At 71.2% G+C, this 13,698-nt stretch carries 19 protein-coding genes and 1 riboswitch; of the genes, 10 read left to right on the top strand and 9 right to left on the bottom strand.

The annotated features are described in order from the left end of the window. The first annotated feature begins 3 nt into the window (after positions 1–3). A complete protein-coding gene (locus ACBJ32_RS27270; protein ID WP_375129125.1) occupies positions 4–1,212 on the top strand; it encodes a DUF4032 domain-containing protein in 1,209 nt (402 codons plus the stop codon). Here ACBJ32_RS27270 and ACBJ32_RS27275 read toward each other — a convergent pair. Next, positions 1,206–1,808: an NAD(P)-dependent oxidoreductase gene (locus ACBJ32_RS27275; RefSeq protein WP_375129126.1), complete on the bottom strand. Its 603-nt coding sequence runs from the start codon at positions 1,806–1,808 to the stop codon at positions 1,206–1,208. The two genes, ACBJ32_RS27270 and ACBJ32_RS27275, sit on opposite strands and share 7 nt — an antisense overlap. 54 nt (positions 1,809–1,862) lie before the next feature. Here ACBJ32_RS27275 and ACBJ32_RS27280 point away from each other — a divergent pair, with 54 nt between their 5' ends. The 5 genes from ACBJ32_RS27280 to ACBJ32_RS27300 all read left to right on the top strand — a co-directional run bounded on the left by ACBJ32_RS27280 (position 1,863) and on the right by ACBJ32_RS27300 (position 4,333). Then, positions 1,863–2,213, top strand: coding sequence for a helix-turn-helix domain-containing protein (locus ACBJ32_RS27280; protein WP_253758233.1), 351 nt, complete (start codon positions 1,863–1,865; stop codon positions 2,211–2,213). A 137-nt stretch (positions 2,214–2,350) separates the two neighbouring features. After that, a complete protein-coding gene (locus ACBJ32_RS27285; protein ID WP_357872725.1) occupies positions 2,351–2,725 on the top strand; it encodes a roadblock/LC7 domain-containing protein in 375 nt (124 codons plus the stop codon). Between the two features lie 3 nt (positions 2,726–2,728). Continuing rightward, positions 2,729–3,514, top strand: coding sequence for a hypothetical protein (locus tag ACBJ32_RS27290; RefSeq protein ID WP_375129127.1), 786 nt, complete (start codon positions 2,729–2,731; stop codon positions 3,512–3,514). Between the two features lie 29 nt (positions 3,515–3,543). Then, on the top strand, positions 3,544–3,918 hold the full coding sequence (locus tag ACBJ32_RS27295) for a roadblock/LC7 domain-containing protein (protein ID WP_357872720.1): 375 nt from the start codon (positions 3,544–3,546) through the stop codon (positions 3,916–3,918). A 43-nt stretch (positions 3,919–3,961) separates the two neighbouring features. Further along, positions 3,962–4,333 (top strand): hypothetical protein, encoded by a 372-nt coding sequence (locus ACBJ32_RS27300; RefSeq protein WP_375129128.1) that lies wholly within the window; start codon positions 3,962–3,964, stop codon positions 4,331–4,333. Between the two features lie 48 nt (positions 4,334–4,381). Here ACBJ32_RS27300 and ACBJ32_RS27305 read toward each other — a convergent pair whose 3' ends face one another. The 3 genes from ACBJ32_RS27305 to ACBJ32_RS27315 all read right to left on the bottom strand — a co-directional run bounded on the left by ACBJ32_RS27305 (position 4,382) and on the right by ACBJ32_RS27315 (position 6,697). Beyond that, a complete protein-coding gene (locus ACBJ32_RS27305; RefSeq protein WP_375129129.1) occupies positions 4,382–5,227 on the bottom strand; it encodes an alpha/beta fold hydrolase in 846 nt (281 codons plus the stop codon). 65 nt (positions 5,228–5,292) lie between these two features. Further along, positions 5,293–6,012: a hypothetical protein gene (locus ACBJ32_RS27310; protein WP_375129130.1), complete on the bottom strand. Its 720-nt coding sequence runs from the start codon at positions 6,010–6,012 to the stop codon at positions 5,293–5,295. Positions 6,013–6,197: 185 nt separating this feature from the next. Beyond that, positions 6,198–6,333: riboswitch (cyclic di-AMP (ydaO/yuaA leader) on the bottom strand. A 163-nt stretch (positions 6,334–6,496) separates the two neighbouring features. Then, positions 6,497–6,697, bottom strand: a complete 201-nt coding sequence (locus ACBJ32_RS27315) for a DUF5302 domain-containing protein (RefSeq protein WP_357872712.1) — start codon at positions 6,695–6,697, stop codon at positions 6,497–6,499. A gap of 236 nt (positions 6,698–6,933) precedes the next feature. Here ACBJ32_RS27315 and ACBJ32_RS27320 point away from each other — a divergent pair, with 236 nt between their 5' ends. The 3 genes from ACBJ32_RS27320 to ACBJ32_RS27330 are packed head-to-tail and all read left to right on the top strand — an operon-like array spanning position 6,934 to position 8,992. Continuing rightward, a complete protein-coding gene (locus ACBJ32_RS27320) occupies positions 6,934–7,908 on the top strand; it encodes a rod shape-determining protein (protein ID WP_375129131.1) in 975 nt (324 codons plus the stop codon). Then, a complete protein-coding gene (locus ACBJ32_RS27325) occupies positions 7,905–8,483 on the top strand; it encodes a YetF domain-containing protein (RefSeq protein WP_357872706.1) in 579 nt (192 codons plus the stop codon). The genes ACBJ32_RS27320 and ACBJ32_RS27325 overlap by 4 nt, the downstream gene beginning before the upstream one ends. Further along, complete coding sequence (locus ACBJ32_RS27330; RefSeq protein ID WP_375129132.1) at positions 8,480–8,992, top strand: VOC family protein; 513 nt, start codon at positions 8,480–8,482, stop codon at positions 8,990–8,992. Before ACBJ32_RS27325 ends, ACBJ32_RS27330 begins: the two co-directional genes overlap by 4 nt. A 7-nt stretch (positions 8,993–8,999) precedes the next feature. Here the strand turns inward: ACBJ32_RS27330 and ACBJ32_RS27335 are convergent, their stop codons facing one another. After that, positions 9,000–9,326 (bottom strand): STAS domain-containing protein, encoded by a 327-nt coding sequence (locus ACBJ32_RS27335; protein ID WP_375129133.1) that lies wholly within the window; start codon positions 9,324–9,326, stop codon positions 9,000–9,002. 138 nt (positions 9,327–9,464) lie between these two features. On the opposite strand from ACBJ32_RS27335, the gene ACBJ32_RS27340 reads away from it, so the two are divergent. Next, positions 9,465–9,905: a hypothetical protein gene (locus tag ACBJ32_RS27340; protein ID WP_357872697.1), complete on the top strand. Its 441-nt coding sequence runs from the start codon at positions 9,465–9,467 to the stop codon at positions 9,903–9,905. Between the two features lie 30 nt (positions 9,906–9,935). Here the strand turns inward: ACBJ32_RS27340 and ACBJ32_RS27345 are convergent, their stop codons facing one another. From ACBJ32_RS27345 to ACBJ32_RS27360, 4 genes are all read right to left on the bottom strand, one after another. Then, positions 9,936–11,111 (bottom strand): ABC transporter permease, encoded by a 1,176-nt coding sequence (locus ACBJ32_RS27345; protein WP_375129438.1) that lies wholly within the window; start codon positions 11,109–11,111, stop codon positions 9,936–9,938. A gap of 74 nt (positions 11,112–11,185) precedes the next feature. Further along, complete coding sequence (locus ACBJ32_RS27350; RefSeq protein WP_357872694.1) at positions 11,186–11,890, bottom strand: ABC transporter ATP-binding protein; 705 nt, start codon at positions 11,888–11,890, stop codon at positions 11,186–11,188. Beyond that, the gene (locus ACBJ32_RS27355; RefSeq protein WP_375129134.1) at positions 11,887–13,011 is read right to left on the bottom strand and encodes an efflux RND transporter periplasmic adaptor subunit; all 1,125 of its coding nucleotides are present in this window, start codon (positions 13,009–13,011) and stop codon (positions 11,887–11,889) included. The genes ACBJ32_RS27350 and ACBJ32_RS27355 overlap by 4 nt, the downstream gene beginning before the upstream one ends. A gap of 5 nt (positions 13,012–13,016) precedes the next feature. Next, positions 13,017–13,547 carry a hypothetical protein gene (locus ACBJ32_RS27360; RefSeq protein ID WP_375129135.1) on the bottom strand — a complete coding sequence of 177 codons (531 nt, stop codon included), beginning with the start codon at positions 13,545–13,547 and terminating at the stop codon, positions 13,017–13,019. Positions 13,548–13,698 lie beyond the last annotated feature (151 nt).

Consider the following 13,698-nt stretch of genomic DNA (forward strand, 5'->3'; position numbering starts at 1 on the left):
CAAATGCCCCTGCAGATCACTGGCGCGCTAGGCGACCCTGACCTGATCCGCCTCCCTTGGGAGACCCCTCTCGAAGACTGGCCGCAACACCATCTGGTCGATCTGCCGCGCGGCATCTCGCGGCACGTGGTGCGCTTCGCCCGGCTGTCCGGCAAGGTGTACGCGATCAAGGAGATCAGCGAGCGCTACGCCAAGCGGGAGTACCAGCTCCTGTGGGACCTGGCCAGGCTGGACGCCCCCGCCGTGGAGCCGGTCGCGTACGTCACCGGCCGCGAGAACGGGCTGGACGCGGCCCTGATCACCCGGCACCTGCAGTTCTCGCTGCCCTACCGCGCGGTCATGTCGGGCACCCTGCGCCCCGACACGCTCACCCGCCTGCTGGACGCGCTGGCCGTGCTGCTGGTGCGGCTGCACCTGAACGGGTTCTACTGGGGCGACTGCTCGCTGTCCAACACGCTGTTCCGGCGCGACGCGGGGGCGTTCGCGGCCTACCTGGTGGACGCCGAGACCGGCGAGATGCACCCGATGATCAGCGAGGGGCAGCGGCTGACCGACATCGACAACGCGCACACGAACATCTTCGGCGAGATGCTCGACCTGGAGGCCGGCGGGCTGCTGCACCCGTCGATCGACCCCATGGAGACCGCCGAGGACATCGTCGCCCGCTACCACCGCCTGTGGAACGAGATCAACGAGAGCGAGATCATCGAGGAGGTGGACTGGCACCGCGTCGAGCAGCGCATCAGGCGCCTGAACCTGCTGGGCTTCGACGTGGCCGAGATGATGGTGCGGCGCAAGGTCGGCACGGGCCGCCTGATCGTCCGCCCCAAGGTCGTGGACGCCGGCCACCACCAGCGCCGCCTGCTCCGCCTGACCGGCCTCGACGTCGAGGAGAACCAGGCGCGGCGGCTGCTCAACGACCTCGACGGCTTCCGGGTGGCCAAGGGGCTGCGGCACGAGGACGAGGCGATCGTGGCCCACCGGTGGCTGGCCGAGGTGTTCCAGCCGACCGTGGACGCCATCCCCGCCGGGCTGCGCGGGAAGCTGGAGCCCGCCCAGCTCTTCCACGAGCTCCTCGACCACCGCTGGTTCCTGTCGGAGCAGGAGGGGGCCGACGTCGGGCTGGCCGCGGCGGTGAAGTCGTACGTGGACAACGTGCTGGTGCACAAGCCCGACGAGCGGGCGCTGCTGCCCGAGGAGGCCGATCAGTAGGCCACGCAGATGCGCTGCCGGGGGTGGGCGTTCCTGTCCACCTCGTCGGCGATCGCGACGGCGAAGTCCTCGGCGGTGATGAAGCTGCGGCCCTCGGAGTCGGTCATCAGCATGTCGCCGCCGAGCCGGAAGACCCCGGTACGCTCCCCCGGCGCGATCTCCGCGGCCGGGGAGACGAACGTCCAGTCGAGGTCCTCGACCTCCCGGTACAGGCGCAGGAGCGCCCGGCCGGCCAGCGCCTCCTTCTTGTAGACGTCCGGGAAGCCGGGCGTGTCGACCAGGTCCTGCCCCGGGGCCACCTGGAGGCTGCCCGCGCCGCCCACGACGATCAGCCGCCGCACCCCTGATGCCCGCGCGCCGTCGATGAGCGCGCGGTTGGCCGCCAGGAAGGGCGGCTCCGGCTCGGTGCCGTCGCGCGGCGGGGCGATCGCCGAGACGATCACGTCGTGGCCCTCGGCCAGCGCGGCGGTGTCGTGGACGTCGCCCTTGTCGGGGCCCTTGCGGCTGAGGCCGGTGACCTCGTGGCCGCGGTCGCGGAGCTCGGCGGCGATGCGGCTGCCGAGCATGCCGGTCGCGCCGAAGAGAAGGATCTTCATGCCGCCAAGAGTATCCATCGGATACTGGTTACTTCATCGTGCTATAAGTACCTTATGGATACCGGTGATGTCTTCGACCCCAATTGCCCGACCAGGGTGGTCCTGGATCGGATCGGCGATAAGTGGTCGGCGCTGGTGCTGCTCTGCCTGGACGGCGGGCCCATGCGCTTCACCCAGCTCAGAACGCGGATCGGCGGGGTCACGCCCAAGGTGCTGACGCAGACCTTGCGCGCCATGGAGCAGGACGGGCTGGTGACGCGGGAGGTGTTCGCGGAGGTGCCGCCGCGGGTGGAGTACACGCTGACGGAGCTCGGGCGCTCGCTGCACGGGCCGATCTCCGTGGTGGCCGACTGGGCCGAGCGGAATGTCGCCGAGATCATGCGCTGCCGCGAGAAATTCTCATAAATCATACGTTTTTCCGTACCAGTGGTGCTTTTCTACTCCGCAGCCGTATAAAACCTCCACACCCGTGACCGGCCGTCACGCGGGCCCGTCCCCTTCGCCCTACGCTGTCTGCGTTCCACCACGGTGAGGGAGGTCACGTGCTGGGAATCGACGGCTGCCTGGCAGAGGTCATGTCCATACCGGGCGCGCTGGACGCCATGCTGGTGGACCACACGAGCGGCATGCCGGTGGCCTTCAGCACGGCTGTGGGCGTGGACGCCGACCGGTCGGCCGCCGCGCTGACCGAGGCCCTGCGCGCCACCACCGACGGCCTGGCCCGCACCTGCCCGGGCGACGTCATCCGCATCGACGACATGCTCGTCACCACGGACAAGGGTCACCATCTGCTGCGGCTGCTGGAGACCGTGTTCGAGGGGCCGCTGGTCATCTACGTACGCCTTGACCTGGAACGATCCAACCTCGCCCTGGCCAGGTACCGCCTGCGCACCATCTCCAGCCGGCTTGCGACGTGACCCATGGCCAAGCTCGACACACTCCTGGCCGGGCTCGCCCGCGAGCGCTCCACCGGCGCGCTCCAGGTCGGCAGGAACGGCACGATCTTCCTCTCGGACGGACGCGTGACGTACATGGAGTGCGCCCAGGCCCCCAGCGTGGAACGGCTGCTCGCGGCCAGGGGGCTGATGAGCGAGGCGGCACTGCGCCGGCTGCAGGCCGACGGCGGCTGCGAGCGGCTGCTCGCCGAGGGGCCGCTCACGCAGGGCGAGCTGCAGTACGCGGTGCTCGGCGGGGTCCTGGACGCGGCCTTCTTCCTGCTGCCGGTCAGCGGGACACGGCCCAAGTTCCGCCCCGGGGAGCGGCACTGGCTGGGCGGGCAGTGGTTCTTCGACGTGCCGGGGCTGGTGCGGGAGTGCGCGCGGCGGCGGGCGCAGCTCGCCCAGATCTGGCCCTCCGCCGACGTGGACACCCTCCCGGTACGGCCGCTGCCCCGGCTGCCCGGGCACGGGGTGACGCTGAGCCGCGTCCAGTGGGAGGTCATCGTCAGGGCCGACCAGAAGGCGACCCCGCTGGAGCTGGCCAAGCAGATCGGCCGGCCGGCGTACCCGGTGCTGCTGGCGGTGCGCCGGCTGGCCGCCTCGGGGCTGCTGGCCGCGCCCGACCTGCCCCTACGGCGGAAGCCCGGCGAGCATCCGCCGCACGACCCGCAGGCGCGGGCCCAGCCGCTGGGCCCGCCCGTGACGGGCGACCCGACCGATCTGGCGCTGCTGATGCGGCTGAAGAAGGCGCTCGAGGAGCTGTCGTGAGGTTCCCCTCACTCAGGAGGAGGCCACCGGTGGAGCTACGGCAAGAGGTTCTGGAGGAGATGGCGCTGCTGCGCGAGCGCACCCCGGACGTCCAGGGGAGCGTCGCCTGCACCGTGGACGGCCTGCAGCTCGCCTGCGACCTTCCAGGGGAGTCGGGCGAGCAGGCGGCGGCGCTGTCGGCGGCGCTGCTCGCGATGAGCAGGCGGATGCTCCTCATCACCGGCCAGGGGACGCTCGAGGAGACGCTCATCTCCGGCACCGCCGGTTTCACGGCCTTCTACGCCGCCGGCCCCACCATCGTCCTCACGGTCCTGGCCGGACCCGGCGCGAACGTCGGGCTGCTGCGACTGGAGGGCAGGAAGACGGCTGCCGCCGTGGCCGCCGTCTCAGCTCGCAAACAGTGACTCGCGAACAAACAGTGACTCGCGAACAGTGAGAGGAGAAGACATGGCCGGCATGGACGTGTCGCTCAAGGAGATGATGAGCATCGACGGCTCCATCGGGGCCGCGATCGTCGACCACGGCAGCGGCATGGCACTGGGGGCCCTCGGCGGCTCCAAGGACCTGGACCTGCAGATCGCCGCGGCCGGCAACACGGAGGTCGTCAAGGCCAAGCTGCGCACGATGGACTCGCTGGGCCTCAAGGACGCCATCGAGGACATCCTGATCACGCTGAGCGGCCAGTACCACATCATCCGCCCGATCACCGGGCGCGGCGGCAAGGGCCTGTTCCTGTACCTGGCGCTCGACCGCAACCGCGCCAACCTGGCGCTGGCCCGCCACCAGCTCCGGGGCATCGAGGAGAAGCTGGAGGTCTGAACGCCCGATCCGGTGGCCCGGCCCCGCGGGGGCGGGCCACCGGCGTCGTCAGGGCGAGGTCAGCTTGGTGATCTCGGCGACGAAGCTCGGCCAGAGCTCGCGCGGCAGGTCGTGCCCCATCCCCGGGTACGTCACCAGCCGCGCCCCGGGGACGGCCGCGGCCGTGGCCCGGCCGCCCGCCACCGGGACCAGCGGGTCAGCCTCCCCGTGCAGCACGAGCGTGGGCACCTCGACCCGGGCGAGCAGCTCCGTACGGTCGCCCGACGCCATGATCGCGGCCAGTTGCCTGGCCGTGCCCGCCGGGTCGAAGCAGCGGTCGTAGGCCAGCCCGGCCGTCGCCCTGATCTTCTCCCGGTCCAGCTCGTAGCCCGGCGAGCCGATGGTCGACCAGGTCCGCACCGCCTGCTCCAGCACCGCCTCGCGGCCCTCGGCCGGCCTGCCCATCAGGACGGCGGCGGCGGCCTCCGTGGGCGGGGCCACGGAGGGGCCCGGCGTGGACATGACGGAGGTCAGGGTCAGCACCCGGCCGGGGTGCCGGATGGCCAGCGTCTGGGCGATCATGCCGCCCATCGAGGCGCCCACGACGTGGGCCGCCGGCCAGCCGAGCGCGTCCATGAGGGCCGCGGTGTCATCTGCCAGGTCGTCCAGCAGGTACGGCGGCGCGGCTCCCATCGCGGGCAGGCCGTGCTCGTGGAGGTGCGTGGACAGGCCCGCGTCGCGGTTGTCGAACCGTACGACGTGGTGTCCCTGCTCCGCCAGGAGCTCGCAGAACCCCTCGTCCCATTGGATGAGCTGGGCGCCGAGCCCCATGATGAGGAGCAGCGGGCGCCCGGTGGGTGAGCCGAAGCTCTCGTAGGCGATGTCGATGCCGTTCGCGGCTGCGCGGATGGTCACGACGACCAGAATGACATTCTGGTCGTCGTCACGTAAAGGTCATCCGCTCCGATTGATGCGGGAGCTCAGCGCTTCATGAACGCGGCCCGCAGGCGCTCCCCGCCGAGCAGCGCGCCACCGCCCGCCACGGACAGCACGCCGGCCATCAGCGCGGTGCCGACCAGGCCGGACTCCTTCTCCGGCTCGTCCGCGGGAGCGTCGGGGAGGCTGCCACCCGCGGCGGAGGTGTCCTCGGCCTGCGGCGGGGTCGCCGGGTTGGTGTCGCGCTCGGCCCAGGCGCCGGTCGAGAACGGCACCGGGTAGTTCTTCTTGCCCACGCCGTCGCCCCACTTGGTGATGACGTAGTCGACCTCGATGTGGCCCTGGCCGCCGATGCCGTCCACGCCCAGCGTGCTGGAGTTGAACTCGCCGCCGGTCAGCTCGGCGAACGTCTTGGCGTCGAGGTCCAGCATGATGCCGCGGTTGGAGGGCGCGCCCGGCCCGCGGTCGCCCACGAAGAAGGGCATCTTCTTGCCCTTGTAGACCACGTAACCCTCGGTCAGCAGCGGCCAGCTCGGGCTGGCGGCCAGCCCCTTCTGCATCGGCTTGCCGCTGGCCGGCAGGCCCGTGTCACCGGCGCGGCCGGAGGCGTCGTCCCAGAAGTACGAGGCAGTGGTCGAGCCCTTGAGCAAGATCTTTTCACCGGTGTCGGTGTCGGCGTGGGCGGCCGTGCCGGCGATGCTCATCGCGCAGGCGGCGGAGGCGGTCAGCACGGCGAGGGAACGCAGGCCAAAACGGGCATACATGAAGCAGCAAAACCCTTCACTGGGGGACAGGGAGGTTGCACTCAGGGGATGAGGGCGCAGCGGGGCAGAGCGCCGCGAGGTCGCTACGCGGAGCGCAAGATACGAGCCTTTGAGGAAGGGGGCCGCTCAGCAGGCGGCCGTCAAGACGCGGTCCGGGGGTACGACGCGCTGATGCATGGGGTAAGTTGTCCTCTCCATCACGCCTACCGGGTTAGCTGACGGGTTCGGGCGGTGGAGTTGCCCTACCGGCACGGAGCCGGATTCACCCCAACGGAGGTGGTTCCCCGGTTCCCGAAGTTCGGGATTCGGCGCCAACCGGCCGTCCTCCTGGGGTAAGGACTGGGTCACCGGCTGGTAATGGCGATTACAGTAGCCACGGAAACGGACATCTGCAAACGATTCTTCACGAATCGGGCGAAAGATCTACCTGTCCCGGCAAAGGAAAAGGGGGCACGGCACGCCGTACCCCCGCAGAATTCCAGCGTCAGCCGCCGCTCTTGCGCCTGAACGATCTTTTACTCGCAGCCGGACCGTGCGCCCCGTGGATCTTGGATGGGTCGCCGCCCCTGCCACCCGCGCCCGATCCGCCGTGCTGGTTGCGCTTGCGCTCCAGCGCCTCGCGGAACTTGCGCTTCAGCTCGTCCTCGGGAGTTTCGCTGACTTCCGGCTCCGGTGTATCCGCCATGAGGACCTCCATGGTGTTGGGGACAGTTCACAGCTTCGCACGGCACCGCTTATGACGCGAAACCGGGCTCACTGCGCGGTGAAAGACAGCAAGCGGAAGACCGGGCCGGGACCGCCCGAGCGGCCCTGCCCGTGGCCTCGCGGTCTTCGTCGATCACAGCTCCAGGGGTAACAGGTAAAGGGGATCCGTTCCGTTCGTGGTGTTGTGTTGGAACGGATCCGGAAAGTAATCCCGCGATGAGACTCCTCGGTCGTGACCTGGCGATGGATCTGGGAGCGGCGAGCACGCGGATCTACGTCAAACGCAAGGGCATCGTGCTCGACGAGCCCTCGGTCGTCGTGTGCGACGACCGCACGGGCAAGATCGTCGGATACGGCGCGGAGGCCGCCGCCGACTCCGGCGGGCGCACCCACTGGCCCGTCAGCGGCGGGCTGCCTGCCGACGCCGAGCTCGCCCGGCGCATGATCCGGCACTTCCTGCGCAAGGTGCACTGGCACCCGTACGCCAGGCCGCGCCTGGTCATGGCGCTGCCCTGCGACTCCACCCCGATCGACCGCGAGGCGCTGCAGGACATCGCGTACGAGGCGGACGCCAGGACCGTGCACCTGGTCCCGCACGCGCTGGCCGTGGCGCTCGGCTCGGGCATCTCACCCGCCGACCGCACCGGGCACATGGTGATCGACATCGGCCGCGACGCCGCGCGGATCGCCGTGCTGTCCGGCGAGTCCGTGGTGGCGACCGGCTCGGTGCCGTACGGCGGGCAGGCCGTGAACAGGGCCATCGCCCGCTTCGTGGAGCGCGAGCACGGGCTGCAGCTCGACGACCGCGAGGCCGAGTCGGCCAAGCGGCACGCGCACGACGGGCACGTCGTCGTGCGGGCCCGCGACCCCGGCACCGGCCGCGAGCGGGAGCTGACGCTGCCCGTCCAGCACATCTTCGAGGCCACCGGGCAGCCGGTCGAGTCGATCGCGCGGGCGGCGATGGAGACGGTGGAGCGCTGCCCGGCCGAGCTGGCCGCCGACCTCGGCGAGCACGGCGCGGTGCTCGTCGGCGGCGGATCGCTGCTGCGCGGGCTCGGGCGGCGGCTGCGGGAGACGCTGGGCATGCCCGTGCGCAGGGCCGAGCGCCCGCTGGAGTGCGTGGCGCTGGGGCTGGGCCGGTGCGTGGACGAGCTGGGCCTGATCGGGAGGCTCCGTGGCGGCCGTACATGATCGACGACCTGTTCCACAGCGGGGTCTCGCTCGCCGACAAGGCCGTCAGGACCGTCGCGGTGTACGTGACCGTGGCGGCGCTGCTGCGCATCGGCGGCAAGCGGGGCATCGCCCAGCTCAACAACTTCGACTTCGTGGTCATGCTGCTGATGAGCAACGTCGTGCAGAACGCGATCATCGGGCCTGACGACTCGCTGGCCGGCGGCCTGGCCGGGCTGGTGATCCTGATGGCGGTGAACGCGGTCGTGGTGCGGCTGGCGGCGACGGTGCCGGCGATCGGCAGGCTGGTCGAGGGCAGCCCGATCGTGCTGGCCCGCGACGGGGGATACGTGCACGCGGCGCTGCGGCGGCTGGGCGTGCGGCAGGCCGATGTCGACGTGGCGATCCAGCTCAGAGGCGGCACGAGCGTGGCCGACACGAGCCTGGTGCGGCTGGAGCCCGGCGGCGCCGTGCTCGTCAGGCTGCGGCCCGACGAGGAGACCGCCGAGCGGGGTGACGTGGCGGAGCTGCGTACCCGGCTCGACCGCATCGAGCGCAAGCTCGACGCCCTGGCCAGAACAGGAGGCAGCGCATGACCGTCCGCGGCATCGACCACGTCGGGGTGACGGTGCCCGACCTCGACGCGGCCACCGAGTTCTTCGCCCGCGCGTTCGGCGCCGAGGTGCTCTACGACACCCTCCCCCGCGCGCAGGGCCCCAAGGGCGGCTGGGCGACCGAGCGGCGGCTCGGGGTGCCGCAGGGCACGGCCGAGGTCGCGGTGCGCATGCTGCGCCTGCCCAACGGGCCGGGGATCGAGCTGTTCGAGTTCAGCGGGCCGCGGCAGGGCGGGGCCGCGCTGCCGTGCGACCTGGGGTGGCAGCACGTCGCCCTGTACGTGGACGACCTGGACGAGGCGTTGCGCCTGGTCGCTGAGGCGGGCGGGGTCCGGCTGTCGGAGCCGGTGCCGCTGCCGGGGCCCGAGGCGGGCGAGCGCAACCGGTTCGCCTACTGCCGGATGCCCTGGGGCGGGACGGTGGAGCTGCTGACGTATCCGGACGCGCAGCCGTACGAGAAGGAGACGGACCAGCGACGGTGGCGGCCCTGACCCAGGGTCAGAGGCGAACGCGCAGGCCGGGAGCCTGCTCCCAGCCGGTCAGGGAGAGGACGCGGCGGACCACGGGCGAGATCGGGTCGAGGATCAGCTCGCGGTCCGCGGGTAATCGCGCGGCGGCGACGATGATGAGGCGCATGCCCGCCACGTCGATGAAGGTCAGGCCGGACAGGTCGAGGCGGATGTCGTGGCTGCCCGCCAGGAGGGCCCAGCCGAGGGCGGCGGCGAGCAGGTGACGGTTGCCGCGGTCGATCTCGCCGGTGATGCGCAGGCCGAAGGGGTGCGGAACGAGGGTGACGCGTGCTCGCTCATCTGTTTCGAAGGTCATCCGGCTCCGGGGGCTGCCTGCCATACAAGGTGGCAATCTGCCCTGAAAGGACCGGTTTATGCCGATGCGAGGTGACACTGCCGTGCTTTTTGCGTGATTCACTCGTTAGCTAGCGGTGATCTTCGATAGGGTCCCCTCGTGCGCGCCCGCCGACACGCCCTGTCCGCGATGCTCTTCTGTGTCGCGGCGGTTACGGCGTGCACGGCCGCGTCCGAGCCGCCCACTCTGGAAGCGGCCAGCAGGCAGCTCGACGCCGACGCCGGTGAGCTGGTCAGGGCCACCGAGCTGCATCTGTCGTCCGTGCGGCGGGCCGATGACGACACCTGCGTCCCTGGGCAGTTACGGCATTTCGTCCAGGCGGAAAGCGACCTGGCCGAAGCGACGGACGGGCTGCTGGAACGGTTGCGGGCACTCGGCTACGACAAGGTCGTCGACGATCTCGACCTGCGGGACCACGACCAGGGCGTGGCGGTGCTGCGCAACCCCCGGACCCGGCTGGAGTTCGAGCTGACCGTGCTCTCCGGGGAGAAGGCCGGGGTCCGGGTGGTGGGCAAGACGACCTGTTACGCGGCCGAGTAGCCGCCCGGGCGGCTACTCGGCTCCCTGCGGCTACGGCGTGGACAGGGCCTCGGTCGGGGACAGGCGGGAGGCGCGGATGGCCGGGTAGAGTCCGGCGACGGCGCCGATGAGCAGGGTCGCGGCCAGGCCGCCGACCGTGGCCCAGGCCGGCACGACCGAGGGCCAGCCGCTGTAGAGCGCGTACCCCATCGTCACCGCCGTCCCCAGCAGGACGCCGCCGGTGCCCCCCAGCGCCGACAGCAGCAGCGACTCGGCCAATAACTGCGTCCTGATCTGCCCCCTGGTCGCCCCGAGCGAGCGGCGCAGGCCGATCTCGGCGCGGCGCTCCAGGACCGAGATGACCATCGTGTTGGCCACGCCGACCCCGCCCACGAGCAGGGCCACCGCGCCCACGCCCAGGAGCAGGTTGGCGAACGCCTGGCTGGTGGCCTGCTTGGCCGCCAGCGCGTCGGACGGGCGGGAGATGTCCACCTCGTTCGGCGCCTCCGGGTTGGCCGTGCCCGCCAGCACCTGGCGTACCGACTCCAGCTTGGCCTCCTCCGAACGCGTGTAGAGCGTGGTCGGGTGGCCGTCGAAGCCCAGCCGCTCCTCCGCCACCGGCCAGCCGACGAGCACGCCGCTGTCCAGCTCCGTGGCCAGCGCCACGGGCTCCAGGACGCCGACGACCGTGAACCGCACGCCGCCGACGACGATCTGGGTGTCCGGGCCCGCCGCGCCGATGCCGAGCCGCTCGGCGGTCAGCGCACCGATCACGGCGGCCGGGTAGCGTTCGGTGGCCGCGTTCAGCCAGGCCCCGCTGCGCAGGGTCGCGCCCACGGTGGCGGGCAGGTCGAGGCGGGCCGCGTACGCGGTGAGCCCGCCGGTCTGCGCCTCCGGGATCTGCTCCGAGCGGTAGACCTTGGCCTCGCCCACCTTGCCGATCGACGAGACCGCCTCCACCGGCCCGATCCGCTCGATCATCGCCTCGGCGTCCTTCGGCATCTGGGCGGCCTCACCCGTGATCGTGGACCCCGAGGAGAGGGTGAGCAGGTTCGTGCCCAGCGCCGACAGCTGGCGGTCGAGCTCGGCCCCCGAGGACGACGAGAGCCCGACCACGCCCACCATGGCCGCGATGCCGATGGCGATGCCCAGCGCCGACAGGAACGCCCGCAGCGGCCGGGTGCGCAGGCCGACCGCGCCCACCCGCATCACGTCGGCCGACCGCATCCGGGCCGGGGACAGCCGGGGCCGCTCGACGGGCCGCTCGACGGGAGGCTCGATGGGCCGCTCGGTGACCGTCATCACGCCACCCCGGATTCCGCGGGCTCTCGCGCCGAGTCGGAGATGATCTCGCCGTCGCGCATCCGTACCTGCCGGGGCAGGCTGGCGGCGATCTCCCGGTCATGCGTGATGATCACGATGGTCGTGCCGCCCGCGTTCAGCTCGTGCAGCAGCTCCATCACCCCCGTGCCCGAGACGGAGTCCAGGGCCCCGGTGGGCTCGTCGGCCAGCAGCAGCGGCGGGTCACCCGCCACCGCCCTGGCGATGGCCACGCGCTGCCGTTCACCACCTGACAGCTCGTGCGGCTCGTGGTCCATGCGATGCTCCAGCCCCACCCTCTTCAGCGCCGCCGCCGCGCGGCGGCGCCGCTCGGCCCTGCTCAGGCCGGTGTAGATCAGGCCGTCCGCCACGTTGTCCAGCGCCGGCACCTTCGCGGCCAGATGGAAGGACTGGAAGACGAACCCGATCGTGGTCGCCCGCAACGCCGACAGCTGGTTGTCCGACAGCTTCGACACGTCGTACCCGTCGATGTGGATCGTCCCCGACGACGGCCGGTCCAGGGTGCCGACGACGTTCAGCATGGTCGACTTGCCCGACCCGGACGGGCCCACGATCGCCACCAGCTCGCCGTGGCCGATCCGCAGCGACACCCCCTTCAGCGCCGCCACCCCGCCCGGATACGTCCTCGACACCTCCTGCAGAGCGATCATGGGATAGCCGGTCATTTCGGCATCCCCACGGTCATGCCCTCACGCAGCCCGTCCCCCGACACCTCGACCTTGCCCCCGGCGAACAGCCCCGTCTCGACCGCGACGTACCGGGACGTGCCACCCTCGACGACCTCCAGGCCGAACCCGCCCTCCTGCAGCGCCACCAGCGCCGCCACCGGCACCGTCAGCACGTTCTTGCGCTGCGAGGCCGTGAACGTCACGTCCACCGACGCCTTGTCCAGCCCCTTGGCCGACTTCGCGTTCCCGATCGAGACCAGCGCCTCCACCCGCGTGTCCGGCTCCTCCTGCCCCTCACCCGGCACGATGACCGTGGCCACCTCGGTGACCTTGCCCTTCACGCTCTTGCCGTCCGGCAGCGTGACCTCGACCCTGGCCCCCTTCCTGGCCATCCGCTGATCCTCGGCCTCCAGCTGCACCGTGATCACCTTGGACGTGCCCGTGTACGTCAGCACCTTCTGACCCGGCTGGGCCGGCTGGCCCTCCTCGGCCTCGATGCTCTCCACCCGCACCTTGCCGGGAGCGAAGACGACCTGGCCCAGCTTGACGACCCCGGTCTCCTCCAGGCCGCGATCCTCCTGCCACTCCACCACGGCCTCGTAGGTGTCGTAGGTGAACTCGTCGTCCACCGTGAAGCCGTCGTAGCCGAGCTTGCTGAGGTTGCGCTCCAGGTTCTCCACGTCCTTGCCCTCCACGCCGATCTTCAGATCGCGGTAGGCGGGCGTGTCGCCGTACATGAGGGTCACGGGGTCGTTGTCGAGCCGGTACAGCGACTTCCCGCGCGTGACCGTCGCGCCGCTCTCGGGCAGCCACGTGATCGTGCCCGGCGCGCGGCTCACGGCCGTGGTCACGGGGCCGTAGCCGAGCTCGCCGTCGGCGTCCCTGGTGTCGTTCAGGGTCTGCCTGGCCACCGTGGCGGTGGCCGGGGGCAGGGCGCTGGCCGATCTGGTCGGGCCGGCGCCGCCCTCCAGCAGGCCGGTGCTGTTGAGCGCGACGAACCCGCCGCCCGCCGCCGCCACTGCGATCAGGAGCCCGGCCACCAGCTTGCCCCTGCCGCGGCGGCGGCGCTGCCGGGGAGGCGTGGCCTCCGGCTCCGCCTTTCCGTCGATGGTGGCCATACCCATCAAGAACCTCCCATGCCGGCCTCAGCGGACTCCTTCTGGCACTTCTCCTGCGCGGCCTTGAAGTCGGGGTCCTCGCCGACCTCGGGGGTGATGCGCATCATGTTGCCCTCGGGGTCGGGGTAGGCCTCGACGCCGTTGTCGCGCATGCACTGGGCGAGCTTGCGCATGTTCTCGGCCTGCTTGGGGTCGCCGCCGCCCTGGCGCGTGCCGCTCGGGGCGTACTGCTTGCACGCCTCCTGGGCCGCCTGGACCTTCTCCTGCGGCGTGTTCTTGTCGAACTTCATCATCACCCTGCCGTCGGGGTCAGGGTCCGGCATGTCGATGCCGTTCTCGCGCATGCACTGGGCGAACTTGAGGCCCTTCGCCTGCGGATCCTCGCTCGGCTTGGCGCTGGCGGCCTGGCTGCCGGTGCCGGTGCCCGTCACCGAGGCCACGTCCGACCCGCCGCCGTCGCCCGAACCGCAGCCGGTCAGGACCAGGGCGAGCGCGAACGGTGCCGTGACCAGCGCGCTGAAGACTCGTCGTCGCATGAAGCTCTCCTCGTCGAATGAACCGTCGGATGAACGTCGTTCGATGGGAGATGCAATAGGGGGCGGTGTTTCCTCAGCGTTTCCACATCCACGGCCGTCGCGGGTTCATGTCGCGGGCTTATTCGGAGCAAATGCCGCCTCCGTCACACTC

This window comes from Nonomuraea sp. GTA35, assembly GCF_041950525.1.
Classification (GTDB): Bacteria; Actinomycetota; Actinomycetes; order Streptosporangiales; family Streptosporangiaceae; genus Nonomuraea.